Here is a 15,690-nt window from a genome sequence, read left to right as displayed (position 1 = left end):
GTGTGCTTTTTTCCTGTTCCTTCTCTTCGCGCTGGTAGGCCTTTCTGGTTCTCTGCCCCGTCTCCTCCCGGGCCTGGTCAACGGCGTGCTCGATGCCGTCGTTGACGAAGTGGAACGTGGTGCCGCCGGGCCGCTCCCACGGGTCACGCTTGGTGTGTGTCACAACGAAGACCGGGGTACGGAACGGCGCCTCCTCCGGCCATGACTGCTCGCCGAGGTCGAACATGCGCTTGCCCATGACGCTCGCTCCGGTGCGCTCGAACGTCTCCCGCGCGACGTCGTTGTCGCGCCCCTCCTCGCCGCCCTCGCCCATCTTCAGGTTCTCCCGGAAGAACCGCAGCGGGAAGGCCCACTGCTGCAACTCCATCCACTGCGCCATCCAGCGCTGAACGTCCGGGTCGTCCTGCCTGTCGGGTGCGAAGAGTTCGTCCTCAACGGGCACGGACTCGGGCGCGATGAAGCCGTCCAGCGACATCGACACGCTGAAGAACACCTTCCCGGCCATCAGCCCTCCGCCCCCTTCCGCGCGAGATCGGTGACGTAAGCCGCCAGTCCGTTCAGGGTCTGCCGGCCGCCCTCGATCGCGTGGTACTTCTCGACCGCCTCGTCGCGCTGTTCCTTGGTGGGGAACACCGTGCGCATCACGATCCGGGTCGCCGCGCCGTCCGGCGCGAAGGTCAGGACCGACTCGAAGGCGTTCGGGTCGTCGCGGGACTCACCGTGCAGCAGCGCGATCCGCTCCGGCGGGACGATCTCGGTCCAGGTGATCCACTCGGAGTAGTCGGTCCCGTCCGGCCCGTGCAACACGAAGTCCCAGACTCCGCCCTCGCGGAACTCGAAGGACCGCGTGGTGGTGGTGAACCCCTCCGGACCCCACCACCGCGACAGGTGCCGGACCTCGGTGAACGCCTCGAACACCAGCTCCCGCGGGGCGTCGATGACCCGGGAGATCACGATCTCCCGGTCGGCCGTCGCCGACTCCGCCCCCGTTTCTTGTCTCGCCCTTGCCATCGGTCATTCCTCCTGCTGTGTCTGCTTGAGGTCCTGCACGTAGGTGTCCAGCCGGTCGAAACTCTCGTTCCAGAACCGCTCGAATCCGCCGGCCCACTCATGGACCGGCCGCAGCCCGCGGGCGTCCAGGCCGTAGAGGCGCTGCTTGCCCGCCCCGCGGACCCGCACCAGCCCCACCTCCCGGAGCACCCGCAGGTGCTTGGACGCCCGCGGCTGGCTCATCCCCAGCTCCTCGGCCAGGTCGGTCACCGGCCGCTCACCCGCCCGCAGCAGCACCAGGATGTCCCGGCGCTGCGGCTCGGCGATCGCGTTGAACGCATCCGACGTCGTCGCTGCTCGTGCCATGGCAGCGATCATATTCCCATAACGGAATACGTCAAGCCGGCACAGACCAAGACTGACGAGCCCCGCCAGAGTGTCAACCACGGGTTGACGCATGGGCGACTGTCAACCTAGGGTTGCCTCATGGCAGATCCCACTCAGGTAAACAATCCCGTCCGCCTCGACGACCTCATCCAGGCGATCAAAAACGTGCACGGCAACGCCCTCGACCAGCTCCAGAGCGCCGTCGTCGCCGCCGACCATCTCGGCGACGTCGCCGACCACCTCATCGGCCACTTCGTCGACCAGGCCCGTCGCTCCGGCGCGTCATGGACCGAGATCGGCAAGTCCATGGGCGTCACGCGGCAGGCCGCCCAGAAGCGGTTCGTGACGAAGGACGAGCCGGCGCCCGGCGCGAACCAGGACTTCGGCAGGTTCACCGAGCGGGCCAGGAGCGTTGTCGTCGCGTCGCAGAACAAGGCCCGCGAAGGCGGTCATACACAGATCGGCACAGGGCATCTTGTGCTCGGCCTGCTCGACGACCCGGAGGGGCTGGCCGCACGGGCGCTTGTCGCCCGGGGCGTACAACTGGCGACGGTCAAGGAGGCCGTGACCGAGGCGCTGCCGGCGCCCTCCGGTGAGCCCGTGCCCGACCTCGTACCGTTCGACGCACAGGCGAAGAAGGTCCTCGAACTCACCTTCCGCGAGGCGCTGCGGCTGGGCCACAACTACATCGGTACGGAGCACCTGTTGCTGGCGCTGCTGGAGCAGGAGGACGGCGCGGGCGTGCTCAGCGGGCTCGGCCTCGACAAGACGAGCACCGAGGAGTACGTGTCGGCCGTTCTGAGCGCGATCGGCGAGAAGCTCCAGGGGTAGGCGAGAAGCTCCAGGGATTGCAGGGGGACATCGGCCCCGCCCGTAGCCGGCGGGCGGGGCCGGCGCGTACCTACGCGGTCAACGCGCCGCGACGCCCCTGGTCGGACGGGTGTGTGAACCAGCCGCCCCAGCCGCCCCGGCCGCGAGAAAGCATGTAATGTGACCGGCCGTGCACACTTGGTGCCAGGGGCCTGAAGTCCGCCCATATCGACATCTCAACCACAGGAGTCGGCTTGGCACTTCGCACGGGCACCGGCCGTTGTGCCGCGCTGCTGCTGGCAGTTGCACTGGCGGCCGGAACTCTCACCGGATGCGATTCCCTCCTTCTGGACGCCGCGCTCGACGGAGGCTGCGAGAACACCGAGAGCCGGGTCAAGGAGCTGGCGTCGTACGGCATCCTCGACTCCCGGCCCGAAGGAACCGTCGTACCCCAGGGCTTCGAGGATCTTGAGTCCGGCTGCTGGGCGGACAGCGGCGACGCGTGGGTGTACGCCGATCGGACCTACGTATTCCCCGGTGACAAGGCCCAAGTGATCCCGTACTACCGGGCGGCGGCGGAGCGCGACGGCTGGGAGCTGTCTCCGGCCTCCGCGAAACCGTCGACAGCGGAGCTGCCCGCGGACCTGTGCTTCACCCCCGGCAAGGGGGACAGCACGACGACGCTGGAGGTCTACTTCCTGACCGCGGAAGTCCTCGATATGGAAGGGCGCAAGCCCGGGCCCGAATTCGACTCCGGATCCGCCTACCGTGTGGCCGTCACCTCCCCGGCAGACGGTTCTGCCACCAGTTGCTCGGACTGAGGACTGAGGACTGAGGCCGACCCGCCGCGCGGAAGGAGCCGGGGTGCGGGGGATCCGGCTTGCGCACGCCCCCGAACCGCGGCCGCAGCCGCTCGAGGTACGGGCCGTAGCCGCCGATCGGCAGGTACGGCCCGATGAACTCCCACTCCGCGACAGTCAGTTGCTCCGCGTAAGTCAGTTGCACTAGTTGGCCGTCGTCAGCTCCGCGATCTCCGCCAACTGGTCCGCGCTCAGCGGGCCGTACGCGCGCGCTCCCGCGTTCTCCTCGGCCTGGGCGACCGAGCGGAAGCCGGGGATCGGCACCGTCTGCGGGCTGCGCGCCCAGAGCCAGGCGAGCGCGCCCTGCGCCAGGGTGCGGCCGTCGCTGGTCAGGACGGACCGTACGGCGTCCACCCGTGCCGCCCACTCCGGCGCCGGCACCCCGCCCTCCCCGAACCACCGGAGCCACGACGGCGGTACGGCCCGGATGTCACCGGTGGTGCCCCGGCTGCCGGAGCCGTGCTTGCCGGTGAGCAGACCCATCGCGAGCGGGCTCCGGTTGACGCTCGCGAGACCGCGTTCCGCGCACAGCGCGAGCATCTCGGGCGCGTCCTCCAGCACATTGCAGGCGTGCTGCACGGCCGCGCAGTGCTCCCCCTCGGCGAAGAACGCCGCCCGCTCGGGGTCGTCGGTGGACCAGGCGTACGTACGGATCAGCCCCTCCCGTACGAACTCCTCGCAGGCGTCCCGGAGTTCGGCGGCCGACTCCAACGACGCGTCGGAGAGGTGGAGTTGGTAGAGGTCGATGTAGTCGGTGCCGAGGCGGCCGAGGGAGGCGGTGAGGGCCTGCCGGGCGTACGCGGGGGTGGCGTCGGAGCCGGTGAGAGTGCGGGTGGACTCGTCGAAGAGGTTGCCCCACTTGGTGGCGATGACGGCCTCGTCCCGCCGCCCCCGCAGCGCCCGCCCGACAACGCGTTCGCTGTGGCCCGCACCGTACACATCGGCGGTGTCGAAGAAGGTGATGCCGAGGTCGAGGGCCCGGTGGAGCGCGGCGACGGACTCGTCGTCGTCGACCTTGCCCCAGCCCAGGGGGTTGCCCGCGGTGTCCTGCCACTCGCCCCCGATGGCCCAGCAGCCGAAGCCGAGGGCGCCGACGGTGATACCGCTCTGTCCGAGAGTCCTGCTCTCCAAGGTGGTCATGGGGCGAACGGTAGGAGTTGGAGCGCACTCCAAGGCAAGCCGGGGCGGGCGGGGGTGGCCGGATCATGACCGGATCGCCGGTACGGCGCGGCGTTCCGGCGCTCATATCCGGCCAATGGTCGGCGAGTTGGGGCCGGTCGGGCAACCCGGTCCGGCGGCTTCTGCTCTCACAGGTCACTCAGAACTGTGAGTTACCTGTGAGAGACGAGGAATCGATGCGCAGACACCTCCAGCAACACCGCGGCCGTGCCCGCCGTTCGGTGATAGCCGCCGCGGCGGCGCTCTCCGTGGTGGCCGGCGTGGCCGGGGCGGCACCCGTCGCCGGAGCCACGACCCCGGCCGGCCCCCGGCTGAGCCTGATCGCCGCGTCCGGCTCGGTGACGATCGACCGGTGGGAGGGCGAACCGGGGATCTATCTGGACCTCGGCACCTATGTGACGGCGGACGGCGCGCCCCTGGAGTTCCGGGTGACGCGCAAGTCGTACAAGGACCCGGTGGTCGCGGAGCAGATCATCCGGGACGGTACGAAGACGACGAAGGCGAAGACGAAGACCAGGGTCCTGCCCGAGGGGCTGGTGAAGGACTTCACCGGACTGCCGGACTTCCTGCGGGTGACGCTGACGGACGCGGCGGGTACGAAGGTCCTGGAGCGTATGGAGACGTTCTGCCCGAACAACGCCTCGGGCCGCGTACGGCCCGACGCCCCGGCCACCTCGAAGTATCCGGAGAGCTGCCCGACGAACCCGTTCACACTGGGTTCGGTGTGGGGCATCGAGAACGGCTGGGCCACCAACACGAACCTGGGCTACTACGCGGAGCCGGTCGATGTCCCGGCGGGCGAGTACACGGCACAGGTGGAGGTGACGAAGCCGTACCGCGACCTGTTCGGCATGCCGGAGGAGCAGCGGACGCTCAAGCTGACTGTGCGGGAACGCAGTTGGGACGAGGGCGAGGGACGGGGAGTCGCGGGGGCGGCTGACGGCGCGGGGGCTGGGGCGGCTGGGGCGGCCGGGGCCGGTAAGGCCGCCGCCGGGGGTACGGACCACAGCGCCCACGGCGCGCAGTCCGCTCACGGCGCGCACTCCACGCACGGCTCGCACTCCGCGCACTCCGGTGCCGCTCTGCCCGGGTTCATGGTGAACTCGCAGGGCCACGCCTACCACGAAGGCCGCGGAGCCGACGCGCCCGCGCCGCCCGCGCACCCGCACGCCCTCGCCGCCGGGCCGACAGGAGCTGCCGGGGCCTCCGGTGCCGCCGGAGCCGCCAGGGCCGGCGTTCCGGGTGACGGGCCCGGCCGTACCGACGGTTCCCGTATCGCACCCGCCCTCACTGCGAACGCCAAGCGCCCCACCGGCCGCGCCTCCGTCCCCGACGTACCCAAGCCCGACCTCCGCGCCCTGCCCGCCTGGGACATCTCCGTCACGGACGGCGAGGACGGCGACGTCCCCGGCAAGGACTACCTCGCCTTCAGCGCCAATGTATGGAACGCCGGTCCGGCACCCCTCGTCGTGGACGGTTTCCGTACCCCCGGCAAGGACCTGATGGACGCGTACCAGTACTTCTACGACGCGAAGGGCACCCAGGTCGGCTACTCCCCCGCCGGCACCATGGAGTGGGACGCCCGCGTGGGCCACGAGCACTGGCACTTCACCGACTTCGCCAGCTACCGCCTGCTCCGCGCCGACCAGAAGGAGATCGTGCGCAGCGAGAAGGAGGCGTTCTGCCTGGCCAATACCGACGCCATCGACTACACGGTGAAGAACGCCAACTGGCACCCGAACAACACCGATCTGTCGACCGCCTGCGGAATCGAGAGCTCCATCTCCGTGCGCGAGGTGCTGGACGTCGGCTCCGGTGACACGTACACGCAGTACCGTCCGGGCCAGTCCTTCGACATCACCGACCTGCCGAACGGTACGTACTACATCGAGGTCATCGCCAACCCCGAGAACCGGCTGTACGAGACGTCGCTGACGAACAATGTCGCCCTGCGCGAGGTCGTCCTGTCGGGTACGCCGGGCGCGCGCGAGGTGACCGTACCGCCGCACGACCTGATCGACGCTCCGTGAGCCGTAGGCCGTAGCCGCAGGCAGTAACACGTAAGCCGTAAACCATGAATCGCTGTCCGGGCCCCCGACGCCGGCCGGGGCCCGGACAGCGCGGCCCGAACAGCGGGGCCGGGCGCCGGGCCCGGACAGCCGGGGTTACGACGCTTCGGCTGCCTTCTTGATCCGTCCCCCGAACGCGGGCGCGTCCTTCCGCGCCGCGCTCAGCGCGAAACCGACCAGCAGCTTGCCGATCCCGTGCCCCTCAAGAGCGTTGAAGATCCGCACCTTCGTCTTGCCCTCGCCGACGCTCTCCAGGTCGTAGCCGCCCTCCGACGAGGTGACGAGGTTCTTGGACGTCTCGGTCCAGCGGATCCTGACGGGCGACTCCAGCTCGGTGATCCGGATCTCCCGCCTGGTCGTCATCCCGGCGTCCTTGACCGTGCTGCGGAAGACGGTCCCGACCGCGGTGGGCCCGTCCGGGGTCTTCTGGATCGCCTGTACGCGGGGGCTGAACTTCGGGTCGTTCGTACCGTCGGCGAGAAAGGCGAACACCTCCTCGATGGGCCGGTCGATCTCCGTGGTCGCCTCGAACTGTCCAGCCATGGTCGCTCCTCGCGCAGTCGGCCGGCGTGACGTGGGGTACGCGGAACCTGCCCGTCGTACGCGAGGGCCGCCGCCGGTACCGGGCCGCCGTCGCGTCCCCATTGTCATGGCTCGGCAGCCCCTCCCACCACTGGAGGATCACACCTTTCACGCAGTCACACGCGTCGCACGGATCACGGGTGTCGCACGCGTCATGCGCGTCACGGGTGTCGCAGGCGCTGCCGCTCGCCACACCGGCGCCTACGACATGCCCGCCGTACGGTCACACCCGTCGTACCGTCACACCCGCCGCGGCCATCGCGCCCGTCTCCTCGTGCGGCGCCCCCTCGTCCGTCACCACTGCGTGCAGCGCCGAGACCGGTGCGACGAAGGCGAGCGCAGTACGGGAGAACTTCGCGGCGTCCGCCACCGCGATGACCCGGCGGGCCGAGGCGATCGCGGCGCGTTTGACCGCGGCGTCGGACAGGTCGTACGCGGTCAGACCGTCGGCGGCGGTCAGTCCGCAGCAGCCGATGACGGCGGTGTCGAAGCGCAGCGCGGCCAGTGACGCCTCGGTCAGGGGGCCGGTCAGGGCGAGTTCGCCCGTACGGGGCTCGCCGCCGGGCAGCAGCAGTTTCAGGCGGGGGGCGCCGGTCAGCGCGTTGGCGGCGTGCAGGGAGAGCGGCATGACGGTCAGCCTGCGGTGCTCCAGCGCGCGGGCCACTTCCAGGCAGGTGGTGCCGCTGTCGACGACGACCGACTCGCCGTCGGCGATCAGCTCGGCGACGGCGGCGGCAATGCGCCGCTTCGCCTCCGACCCCTCCTGCGCCCGGAGCGCGAAGGGCGGCTCCTCGCCGCGCAGCAGCAGACTTCTGGCGCCGCCGCGGTAGCGCTCCAGGACGCCCTGGTCGCTGAGGGCTTCGAGATCGCGGCGGACCGTCATCTCCGAGGCCCCGGTCAGCTCGGCCAGCTCGGCCACGCTCGCCCGCCCGCTCGCGCGTACGGCATCGGTGATCTGCCTCAGTCGGTCTGTGCTCGCCATGCCCACATTGGACATGAACAGCGTGCGAAAGGCAACCTTTCGAACAGCGACTTTGTTTGTTACGTTCGCTCGCATGGAGAAAAGCAGCATGGAGAAAACCGGCGGGAAGAAAGCCGGCGCGGAGGGATCGCGCGTGGAGACACCGCGCGTGGAGAGGGCGCTGCGGGCCGCCCGGCTGGCCACCTTCGGCTTCTTCACCCTCAACGGCTTTGTGCTGGGCATGTGGGTGGTCCACATCCCGGTCGTGGAACACCGGGCCGGGGTCAGCCACGCCGTGCTCGGCTGGCTCCTGCTGCTGCTCGGCGCCGGTGCGCTCGCGGGCATGCAGCTCGTCGGGCCGCTCACCGACCGCTACGGCGCGCGGAAGGCCGTACCGGTGAGCGCGGCGCTGTGCGGGGCGGCGCTGGTCCTGCCGGGACTGGCCACCAACGCCTGGACGCTGGGCGCGGCGCTGCTGGTGCTCGGCTTCGGCAACGGCTGTCTGGACGTCAGCATGAACACCCATGCCGTCCAGGTCGAACGCGGCTATGGACGGCCTGTCATGTCCGCCTTCCATGCCTTCTTCTCGGTCGGCGGAGTCCTGGCCGCGCTGGTGGGCGCCCGCACACTGAACTGGGACTGGAGCGCGCCCATGACGCTGGCGGTGGTGAGCGTGTTCGCGCTGGCGGTGACGGCCTTGGCGGGGCCCGCACTGCTGGGGCAGTCGGCTGAAAGGAATCCCGTCCGGCGCACGAGGACACGGCGAGGTCGTCGACCGCGCGACACGGCACCGCGCAGCGCTGTGTCGCGCAGCACGCCGCCGCGCATCTGGGCCCTCGCCGCACTCGCCCTGATGCTCATGCTCTGCGAAGGCGTCGCCAACGACTGGAGCGTGCTGGCCCTGCAGGACGTCCTCGACGCCCCGGCCGCCACCGCGGCCTTCGCGTACGGCGCGTTCTCGACGGCCATGACCGTCGGCCGGCTGCTCACGGACCGGGTGGCGGCACGCTTCGGCCCGGTGGCCGTCGTACGGTACGGCGCAGCCCTGGGAGCCGTCGGTCTGACCGCGGTCGCGCTCTCCCCGTGGATCCCGCTGGCCCTGGCCGGGTGGGCGGTCTTCGGGATCGGCCTCTCGGGCTGTGTGCCCCAGCTCTTCAGCGCGGCGGGCCACGCCGACCAGGAGAGCGCGGGTACGAACGTCTCCCGCGTGGCCGGCCTCGGTTATCTCGGCATGCTCGCGGGCCCGGCCATCATCGGACCGCTCACCCACTTCATCCCGCTGAACCTCGCCTTCTTCCTCCCGGTGGCCTTCTGCGTCGTCGCGGCCGGCACGGCGGCTCGTATCCTCCGGCCGTCGGCCGCGAGCGGGCCGACCGGGCCGAGCGTCAGCGGCCAGGCCCAGGGCCTGGGCGGGGGCTTGGGCGGGGACATGGGCGTGAGCCCGGAGGGTGCCAGCGGTCTGGAGGGTGCCGAGGGCCTGGGGGGCGTCAGCGGCCTGGGGGGCGTCAGTCCCGTACCTCCCAAGTGACCCCGTGGGGCGCGAGGCCGTCCAGGAAGTCCGCCGGGTCGTACGCCTGGGCAGGGGTCAGTACGCCCGCGCGCGCCGTCCCTTCCACCGAGAGCCGGCGCGCGCCCTCGACGGCGATGACGGCGGTCAGCCCGTACGGGTCGGCCCCGGTGACCCAGCCCCTGGCGCGGCGGCCGTCCGTGCCCGTGGCCTCGGCCAGCATCAGCCACCGGCCCGCCCGCCGAGCCTCCTCCGGCACCGCTTCGGGCACGCTGTCGACAATGTCCGGGGTGAGCGCCGAGAACATCGCGGCCGCATCGGTCCTGATGGCGCTGTGCACCCGGCGCGCGCCCGTGTGCCGGGGGACGGTCACCACGCCCGGGAGCGCGAACGCCGTCACCGGTACGGCGGCCGGTTCACCCGGCGGGGTGATCGGCTCCAACGGCGCGGCGCTCGCGGGCCGCCACGCGCCGTCCTCGTACTCCCGCGCGCCCTCGGCGAAGACCGAGGCCATCGAACGGGCGGTGCCGCGCGACGCCCCGCCCCCGGGTCGGCGCAGATCGGCGATGAGTATCTCGTCGACCGGCTCGACCCGGGCGGCCGTCAGGCTCGCGATCAGATCGCCGGGTCCGCCGTCGTCCGCCATGGCGGGGACGACGCTCACGCCCGCGCGCTCGGCCTCCTTGGAGAAGGTGTCAAAAACGCGCTGGATATAGCCCTGTTCGCCGGTGGTGTCGACATAGTTGGTCCCGGCGGCGATGGCGGCTCGTACGACCGGTTCTCCCCAACGGGTGAATGGCCCCGCGCAGTTGACGACGGCATCGCAGTCGGCGAAGGCGGTGGCCAGCCCCGTCGAATCCGCCAGTCCCGCGACCCTCAACTCGGCCTCGGCCTCGGCCGCGCCCGCTTCCCTGGCGGCGGCCTTCAGGCGCTGCGCGTCGCGGCCCACCAGTACGGGCGTGAACCCGCGGCGGCGCACCTCGGCGACGGCAAGCCGCCCGGTGAACCCGCTCGCGCCGTATACGGCAATCCTCATGCGATCTCCCCCTGGAGCTGTGTAGCTGTACGTCTGCAGCTGTACGTCGTGCGGCGGCTTACGTGGTCGCGCGCTGATCACGCGATCACCTGATCACCGTAGGAGCGCGCGGTGGGACGTCCTATGCTTTGGGATCCGTGTCGGATGTCCGTTCGTCCGGCGGGGCCGGCTCGGACCGTACGTCCTGACCTGGCGACCGGACCGTACGGTGGGCCCGCCCATGGACGTACTCAGCGACGCCGTCGCCGCGATGCGCACCGGCATCCCCCACTCGAAGCGGAACCGGTTCCGCGCCCCGTGGGGCATCCGTTTCGCGCCGCAGGAGGGCGCGGGCTTCCATGTGATCCTCCAGGGATCGTGCGCACTGATCCCCGCGAGCGGCGAGGCGATCACGCTGGGGGTGGGCGATGTGGCGTTCCTGCCGCGGGAGTTGGGCCATGCGGTAGCGGACGGGCCGACGACCCCGCTGAGGGAGGCGACGACCGGACTCCTGACCGCGCAGGCCCTGGCGGACTTCCGGGCCCCCGGAAACCGAACGGATCCCGGAAGCCCAACCGACCCCGGAAGCCCGGCGGACCCCCGTCCGGCGCGACGACGGTCATGCTGTGCGGTGCGTACCGACTCGACCAGTCCCGGGCCCATCCGCTCCTCGCCGAACTGCCCGATGTCGTACACCTCCCGGCCCACGTCGGACAGCACCCGTCGCTGCGCGGCGCGACCGACCTCCTGCTCCGCTCAGTGGCCGAACGGACCGGCTACACCTCCGAATACGCCTTCGCCGAACGTGAGCACGACCAGGCTGACCGGGCGGTCGGCAACCGGGCTGAACATGCCGGTCACCATGCTCCAGCAGGACCAGCGAGCATGGCTGTGTGACGGGAGCGGTCAGCGACGTCGGCCGCTTTGAGCGGTGCTGGTCGGCCGACGTGGACCGCGTCACCTCGTTCGCTCGTTCGCTCATTCGCTCGCTCGTCCGGCCGACAGCGGTCGCTGGCGGTCATCAGTCGCGATGTCATGACAGTGCGCCCCGCGCCCGAAGCGGATCTGCGGCGGCCGGACCCACCGCCTGACCCTGTTCCCGACCCTCCTCGGGGAATCGAGCCTCCATCAGTCCTGGATTGCGACACGGAGCGGCGCCGCCGCAGGCGAGACAAGGGGAGACAATATGGTGCAAAAGAAACGAAATTGAACGGAGTGGGCAATGGCGCGTCCCTGGCTGAACGTGCTGGCTCAGGTGGTGCCCGTTCCGCTCGGGTTACTGCTCAGCGGTGCTCTGGTCTGGGGTGCCACCAATGCCGACTGGAGCGGGACCAGCAGCAACAGCGGCAACAGGTGGACCTCCAGCTCGCTGGGGCTGGCCAACGACAGCAGGGTGCCCATGTTCCGCGTCAACGACATGCACCCCGGCGAGACAGGCTTCAACTGCATCAGGATCAAGTCGAACGCCGACTTTCCCACCGCGCTCAAGCTGTACAGCGAAGCAGAGAACTGGCCCAGCAACTTCCAGTCCTTCATCAACCTCAAAATCGACGTGGGCAGCGGCGGCGGCTCCGGAAACTGCAAAGGCTTCACGCCGCACAGGTCCGCGTTCGACGGCACCCTGGACACCTTCATTTCCTTGCACACCGACTTCCGCACCGGGCTGGGTCCCTGGACCCTGCCCGGCAAGCCGCCCAACTCGCTGACCTTCCGCTTCGCGTGGCAGTTCAGCCCGAGCGCACCCGACACCGCGCAGAACGAGGACACCGACGACGTGACCGTGACGTGGGAAGCGCGGAATCACGAGTGACTCTCCCGAGTGACCTGGCCATCGGCGTGCTCCGCCGGCCCGCGGACAAGGGCGCCCCGCACCCGGTCCGCGTGGTCGCCTCGGTCACCTCACGTACCGTGCTCGGCTCGATGCTCGGACTGCTGGTGTGGGCGCAACTGCCCGTGATGACGCTGGGCTGGACAGCGGGCGTGGTGCAGTCCGGCTCCATGCGTCCCGCCATCGCGCCGGGCGACGTCGTTCTCTACCAGCCACCACCGCGCGACCGCACACCGGCGGTGGGCCAGATCGTGCTGGTCGAGGACCCCACCCGACCCGGCCGTCTGCTCACCCACCGGGTCCACGGGGTGCTTCCCAACAACCACCTGATCACCAAAGGCGACGCCAACTCCACACCGGACTCCACACCGGTACGGCCCACGGCACTCAAGGGCGTAGCACGATTGCGCGTGCCCTGGATCGGGCTGCCGGTCCAGCTCTGGCGCGCCAAGCAGCCCGTGCCCGAGGCGATGATGCTGCTCGGACTTGCCATGCTGCTCACGCTTGCCGCTCTGCCACTGCACAGCCGCAGCGACAGCCACAGCCACAGCCACAGCGATACCGACAGCCGGCACACCTAGCCCCGGTCCGGCGCGTGCGCTCGCCTGGCTGCGCGGCTGGTACTCGATCAGCGGATCAAGGTCCTGGCACGGGCGAGGGCTTCTCGGTTGGTTCTGCGTCACGGCTCGGCGCGTGAAGGGCCCGTCACGCGGTTTCGGCGTTGAGGGCGCGTCCCGCGGGCTTGCGGGTGTGGGCCCAGGCGGGGAGCGCGGTCAGTGCCGTGATGGCCAGCAGGGTGGCGAGCGCGGCGGTGAGCAGCCACGGTCCCGGGGGCGTGACCTGCGTACCGAAGAACCAGTACAGGCCGAGCCCGACCGGGATGCCCGCCGCCACTCCGGGCACCGCGGGCAGGAGTTGCGCGACGCAGAGCGCCGCGACGACCTGGCCGGGTGTGGCGCCGAGGGTACGGGCGACGGTCAGGGCGCGCCGGGCCTGTACGGCGGTGCTCCAGCCGAGGAGCACGGTGTTGAGCGTGGACAGTGCCACCAGCGCGAGGGTGACGGCGAGCAGCACCTGACCGGTCTGGTCGGTGCGCACTTCGATGGGGCCGAACCGCCTGAAGTCGGGGGCCGCGGCCAGCTCGGCGTGGAAGGTGAGCACCGCGGTGACCATGACGGTGGTGGCGGCGGTGCCGGCGGAGGCCAGGACGGCGCGGCCGGGCCGACGGGCGAGCAGCCGGATGCCGAGCAGCAGCGGCGTGGGCAGATACGCCGTCACGGCGTTCAGGTGCGGGTGGTGCGTGAGCAGATGCGCCGGGTCGGCCAGGGCGTGGACGGTGCTGGTGCGGGCGGCACGCACGGCGGGGCCGAGTACGCCGGTCAGGGCGACCACGACGGCGAGGAGGAGCGCGGCGGTGACGGTGCCGGAGTCCGGAGGGCCGACGGTGTTGAGCAGCCCGTCGCTGGGGTCGACGAGGTGGGGTGCGGCCAGCGTCCCTGCGGTCAGTCCCAGCGCGGTGGCCAGGAGGGTCAGGAGCAGGTGCTGCGCCAGCAGTACGGCGGTGACGGTGCCGGGGCCGGCGCCCACGGCCTTGAGCAGTGCGGCACGCCGGTTGTCGCGAACGGCGCGAGCGGTGGCGAGCGCGGCGAGGGTGACGGTCGCGGCGAGGGCGAGGAGCCAGCCGCCGATGACCAGGGCGGGCTGGGTGTCCTCGATCATGTTCGTATTCGTCCGGAGGACGGTCTGCCAGTTGTGGGTGTTGACCCAGGAGTCGCCCCTACGGTCGTGGGTGAACACGGTGTCGCGCCATCGGAGGGGTGCGTTGGGGTCGGTCAGCTTCAGATGGATCAGATGGACACCGGAGGCGTTGCCCGCTGCCGCGCGGGTGTCGGCGGTGGTGAGCCAGATCCTGCCGCCGTAGTCGGACGGCCCGGGCCCCTGGGTCCAGTCGCTCCACGGATACACCGGGGTGGCCGCGCTGATCGCGGTTCCTACGACCGGATAGCCGCGACCGCTGATGGTGACGCGGTCGCCGACGCGCACACCGATCGCCTGCGCGAAGCCCCGTTCGACCACCGCGCCGCCGGGACGCACCCAGGTGCCGGAGGTCACCAGTGGCCGGTCCACGGCGGACGGTGAGTTGTCGCGCCCCTCGACCGAGGAGTGCGCGGTCCGGCCGTGTGCCCGGACGGTGGCGTCGAACGCGAAGACCGGGGCGGCCTGCACGGCCACGCCGGGCGTGTCCGCGAGGCGTTCGGCCAGATCGGACGGGTCGGTGGCCGTCGTGATGGCGGTGACGTCGGGACCGGCGGTGGCCGCGCGGGTCTTCAGGTACGCGGTGGTCACGGCGTTGCCGGTCGCCATTCCGAGGCTCAGGGCGGCGGTGGCGACGGTGACGGCGAGCAGGAACATGAGGGCCTCGCCGGGACGGCGGCGCATGTCGTGCAGGACCGGACGCCATATCAGCAGCAGGTGTCCCATGGTCAGTCCTCCCAGCGCAGCAGCGTGCCGAGGCCTGTGCCGGTTCCGCCCTGCCCGGGCCCTGTACCGCCGCCGTCGTCGCCGCCGTCGTCGTCGCCGTCGTCGTCGTCGCCGCCGAGTCCCGTACCGCTCCCGTGGCCGTGCCCCGTACCTCCACCATGGCCGTGCCCTGTGCCGCCGCCGTTTCCGTAGCCGCCGCCGTACAGGCGGGTGTCGTCGGCCAGCGTCCCGTCGCGCAGGGAGACGACGCGGTCGGCCGTGGCGGCGACGCGCTCGTCATGGGTGACCATGACCAGGGTCTGGCCGGCGGCGCGCAGTTCGTCGAAGAGCCGGAGGATGTCGAGGGTCGCGGCGCTGTCGAGGTTTCCGGTGGGCTCGTCCGCGAGGACGACCAGCGGCTCGTTGGCCAGGGCGCGGGCGATGGCGACCCGCTGCCGCTGCCCGCCGGACAGCTCGGAGGGCAGATGCCGGGCCCGGTCGGCGAGCCCGACCTGATCGAGAAGTTCGGCGGCACGGATGCGGGCGGTACGCGGTGAGGCGCCGGCGAGCAGCGCGGGCAGCTCGACGTTCTGCGCCGCGGTCAGCTCGTGCATCAGGTGGTACGCCTGGAAGACGAAGCCCACCGCGCGGCGCCGCATCCTGGCCAGCGCCCGTTCGCCGAGGTGGTCGATGCGCCGCCCGCCGAGCCACATCTCGCCCTCGGTGGGCCGGTCAAGACCGCCGAGGAGCTGGAGCAGCGTCGACTTGCCGCAGCCACTGGGCCCGGTGACGGCGAGCGTCTGCCCGGCGGGAACGTCGAGATCGACCCCGTCGACAGCCCACACCAGGCTCTCGTCCTCCCCGTACACACGCGACAGGCCGACGGCCCGCAGCACCGGCGCACGCGCGTCGCCGGGTTCGCGGTCCCACACGTCTCTCGTCATCCGCTTCCTCCGCTTTCCCCACGCGGCGGGGGGGGGGGGGAGGGAGGAGGAGAGGGACGAGGGGAGAAACAGGGGAGGTGGAGAGGAAGGGAGAGCGG

General features: G+C 71.0%; 16 protein-coding genes and 1 pseudogene. 8 read left to right on the top strand and 9 right to left on the bottom strand.

Annotation, left to right across the window (positions count from 1 at the left end):
- The 3 genes from ACFU9P_RS09895 to ACFU9P_RS09885 all read right to left on the bottom strand — a co-directional run.
- A partial coding sequence (locus ACFU9P_RS09895; RefSeq protein ID WP_384078498.1) for a dihydrofolate reductase family protein occupies positions 1 to 505 on the bottom strand: 505 nt, incomplete at its 3' end.
- Positions 505 to 1,011: an SRPBCC family protein gene (locus ACFU9P_RS09890; RefSeq protein ID WP_384078497.1), complete on the bottom strand. Its 507-nt coding sequence runs from the start codon at positions 1,009 to 1,011 to the stop codon at positions 505 to 507. The genes ACFU9P_RS09890 and ACFU9P_RS09895, both read right to left, overlap by 1 nt.
- Before the next feature lie 3 nt (positions 1,012 to 1,014).
- Positions 1,015 to 1,356 (bottom strand): ArsR/SmtB family transcription factor, encoded by a 342-nt coding sequence (locus tag ACFU9P_RS09885; protein ID WP_384078496.1) that lies wholly within the window; start codon positions 1,354 to 1,356, stop codon positions 1,015 to 1,017.
- Between the two features lie 120 nt (positions 1,357 to 1,476).
- Between ACFU9P_RS09885 and ACFU9P_RS09880 the strand changes: the two genes are divergently transcribed.
- Complete coding sequence (locus ACFU9P_RS09880; protein ID WP_384078495.1) at positions 1,477 to 2,208, top strand: Clp protease N-terminal domain-containing protein; 732 nt, start codon at positions 1,477 to 1,479, stop codon at positions 2,206 to 2,208.
- A gap of 233 nt (positions 2,209 to 2,441) precedes the next feature.
- On the top strand, positions 2,442 to 3,008 hold the full coding sequence (locus tag ACFU9P_RS09875; protein ID WP_384078494.1) for a hypothetical protein: 567 nt from the start codon (positions 2,442 to 2,444) through the stop codon (positions 3,006 to 3,008).
- A gap of 183 nt (positions 3,009 to 3,191) precedes the next feature.
- Here ACFU9P_RS09875 and ACFU9P_RS09870 read toward each other — a convergent pair whose 3' ends face one another.
- Complete coding sequence (locus tag ACFU9P_RS09870) at positions 3,192 to 4,187, bottom strand: aldo/keto reductase (RefSeq protein WP_384078493.1); 996 nt, start codon at positions 4,185 to 4,187, stop codon at positions 3,192 to 3,194.
- Positions 4,188 to 4,402: 215 nt separating this feature from the next.
- Between ACFU9P_RS09870 and ACFU9P_RS09865 the strand changes: the two genes are divergently transcribed.
- Positions 4,403 to 6,256, top strand: coding sequence for a lysyl oxidase family protein (locus ACFU9P_RS09865; RefSeq protein ID WP_384078912.1), 1,854 nt, complete (start codon positions 4,403 to 4,405; stop codon positions 6,254 to 6,256).
- 135 nt (positions 6,257 to 6,391) lie between these two features.
- Here the strand turns inward: ACFU9P_RS09865 and ACFU9P_RS09860 are convergent, their stop codons facing one another.
- Positions 6,392 to 6,838, bottom strand: coding sequence for an SRPBCC family protein (locus ACFU9P_RS09860; protein ID WP_376382803.1), 447 nt, complete (start codon positions 6,836 to 6,838; stop codon positions 6,392 to 6,394).
- A gap of 262 nt (positions 6,839 to 7,100) precedes the next feature.
- A complete protein-coding gene (locus tag ACFU9P_RS09855) occupies positions 7,101 to 7,859 on the bottom strand; it encodes a DeoR/GlpR family DNA-binding transcription regulator (RefSeq protein WP_384078492.1) in 759 nt (252 codons plus the stop codon).
- Positions 7,860 to 8,007: 148 nt separating this feature from the next.
- Here ACFU9P_RS09855 and ACFU9P_RS09850 point away from each other — a divergent pair, with 148 nt between their 5' ends.
- On the top strand, positions 8,008 to 9,366 hold the full coding sequence (locus ACFU9P_RS09850) for an MFS transporter (RefSeq protein ID WP_384078909.1): 1,359 nt from the start codon (positions 8,008 to 8,010) through the stop codon (positions 9,364 to 9,366).
- On the opposite strand, the gene ACFU9P_RS09845 is transcribed toward ACFU9P_RS09850, so the two are convergent.
- Positions 9,344 to 10,381: a saccharopine dehydrogenase family protein gene (locus ACFU9P_RS09845; RefSeq protein ID WP_384078491.1), complete on the bottom strand. Its 1,038-nt coding sequence runs from the start codon at positions 10,379 to 10,381 to the stop codon at positions 9,344 to 9,346. The genes ACFU9P_RS09850 and ACFU9P_RS09845 overlap by 23 nt on opposite strands.
- Positions 10,382 to 10,601: 220 nt before the next feature.
- Between ACFU9P_RS09845 and ACFU9P_RS09840 the strand changes: the two are divergent.
- From ACFU9P_RS09840 to ACFU9P_RS09825, 4 genes and pseudogenes are all read left to right on the top strand, one after another.
- A pseudogene (locus ACFU9P_RS09840) lies at positions 10,602 to 10,826 on the top strand (cupin domain-containing protein); the annotation flags it as partial.
- Between the two features lie 155 nt (positions 10,827 to 10,981).
- Positions 10,982 to 11,257 carry a cupin domain-containing protein gene (locus ACFU9P_RS09835; protein WP_384078490.1) on the top strand — a complete coding sequence of 92 codons (276 nt, stop codon included), beginning with the start codon at positions 10,982 to 10,984 and terminating at the stop codon, positions 11,255 to 11,257.
- 325 nt (positions 11,258 to 11,582) lie between these two features.
- Positions 11,583 to 12,170 (top strand): hypothetical protein, encoded by a 588-nt coding sequence (locus ACFU9P_RS09830; RefSeq protein ID WP_376382810.1) that lies wholly within the window; start codon positions 11,583 to 11,585, stop codon positions 12,168 to 12,170.
- A complete protein-coding gene (locus tag ACFU9P_RS09825) occupies positions 12,167 to 12,769 on the top strand; it encodes a signal peptidase I (RefSeq protein ID WP_384078489.1) in 603 nt (200 codons plus the stop codon). Before ACFU9P_RS09830 ends, ACFU9P_RS09825 begins: the two co-directional genes overlap by 4 nt.
- A 124-nt stretch (positions 12,770 to 12,893) precedes the next feature.
- Here ACFU9P_RS09825 and ACFU9P_RS09820 read toward each other — a convergent pair whose 3' ends face one another.
- Together ACFU9P_RS09820 and ACFU9P_RS09815 are read right to left on the bottom strand one after the other, a co-directional pair.
- On the bottom strand, positions 12,894 to 14,669 hold the full coding sequence (locus ACFU9P_RS09820; protein ID WP_384078488.1) for an FtsX-like permease family protein: 1,776 nt from the start codon (positions 14,667 to 14,669) through the stop codon (positions 12,894 to 12,896).
- A 2-nt stretch (positions 14,670 to 14,671) separates the two neighbouring features.
- Positions 14,672 to 15,592: an ABC transporter ATP-binding protein gene (locus tag ACFU9P_RS09815; protein ID WP_384078487.1), complete on the bottom strand. Its 921-nt coding sequence runs from the start codon at positions 15,590 to 15,592 to the stop codon at positions 14,672 to 14,674.
- Positions 15,593 to 15,690 lie beyond the last annotated feature (98 nt).

It is taken from the genome of Streptomyces sp. NPDC057617, assembly GCF_042800555.1.
Lineage (GTDB): Bacteria > Actinomycetota > Actinomycetes > Streptomycetales > Streptomycetaceae > Streptomyces.
Note: the sequence above shows the minus strand (reverse complement) of the source record. Positions and strands in the feature narration are given on the sequence as shown.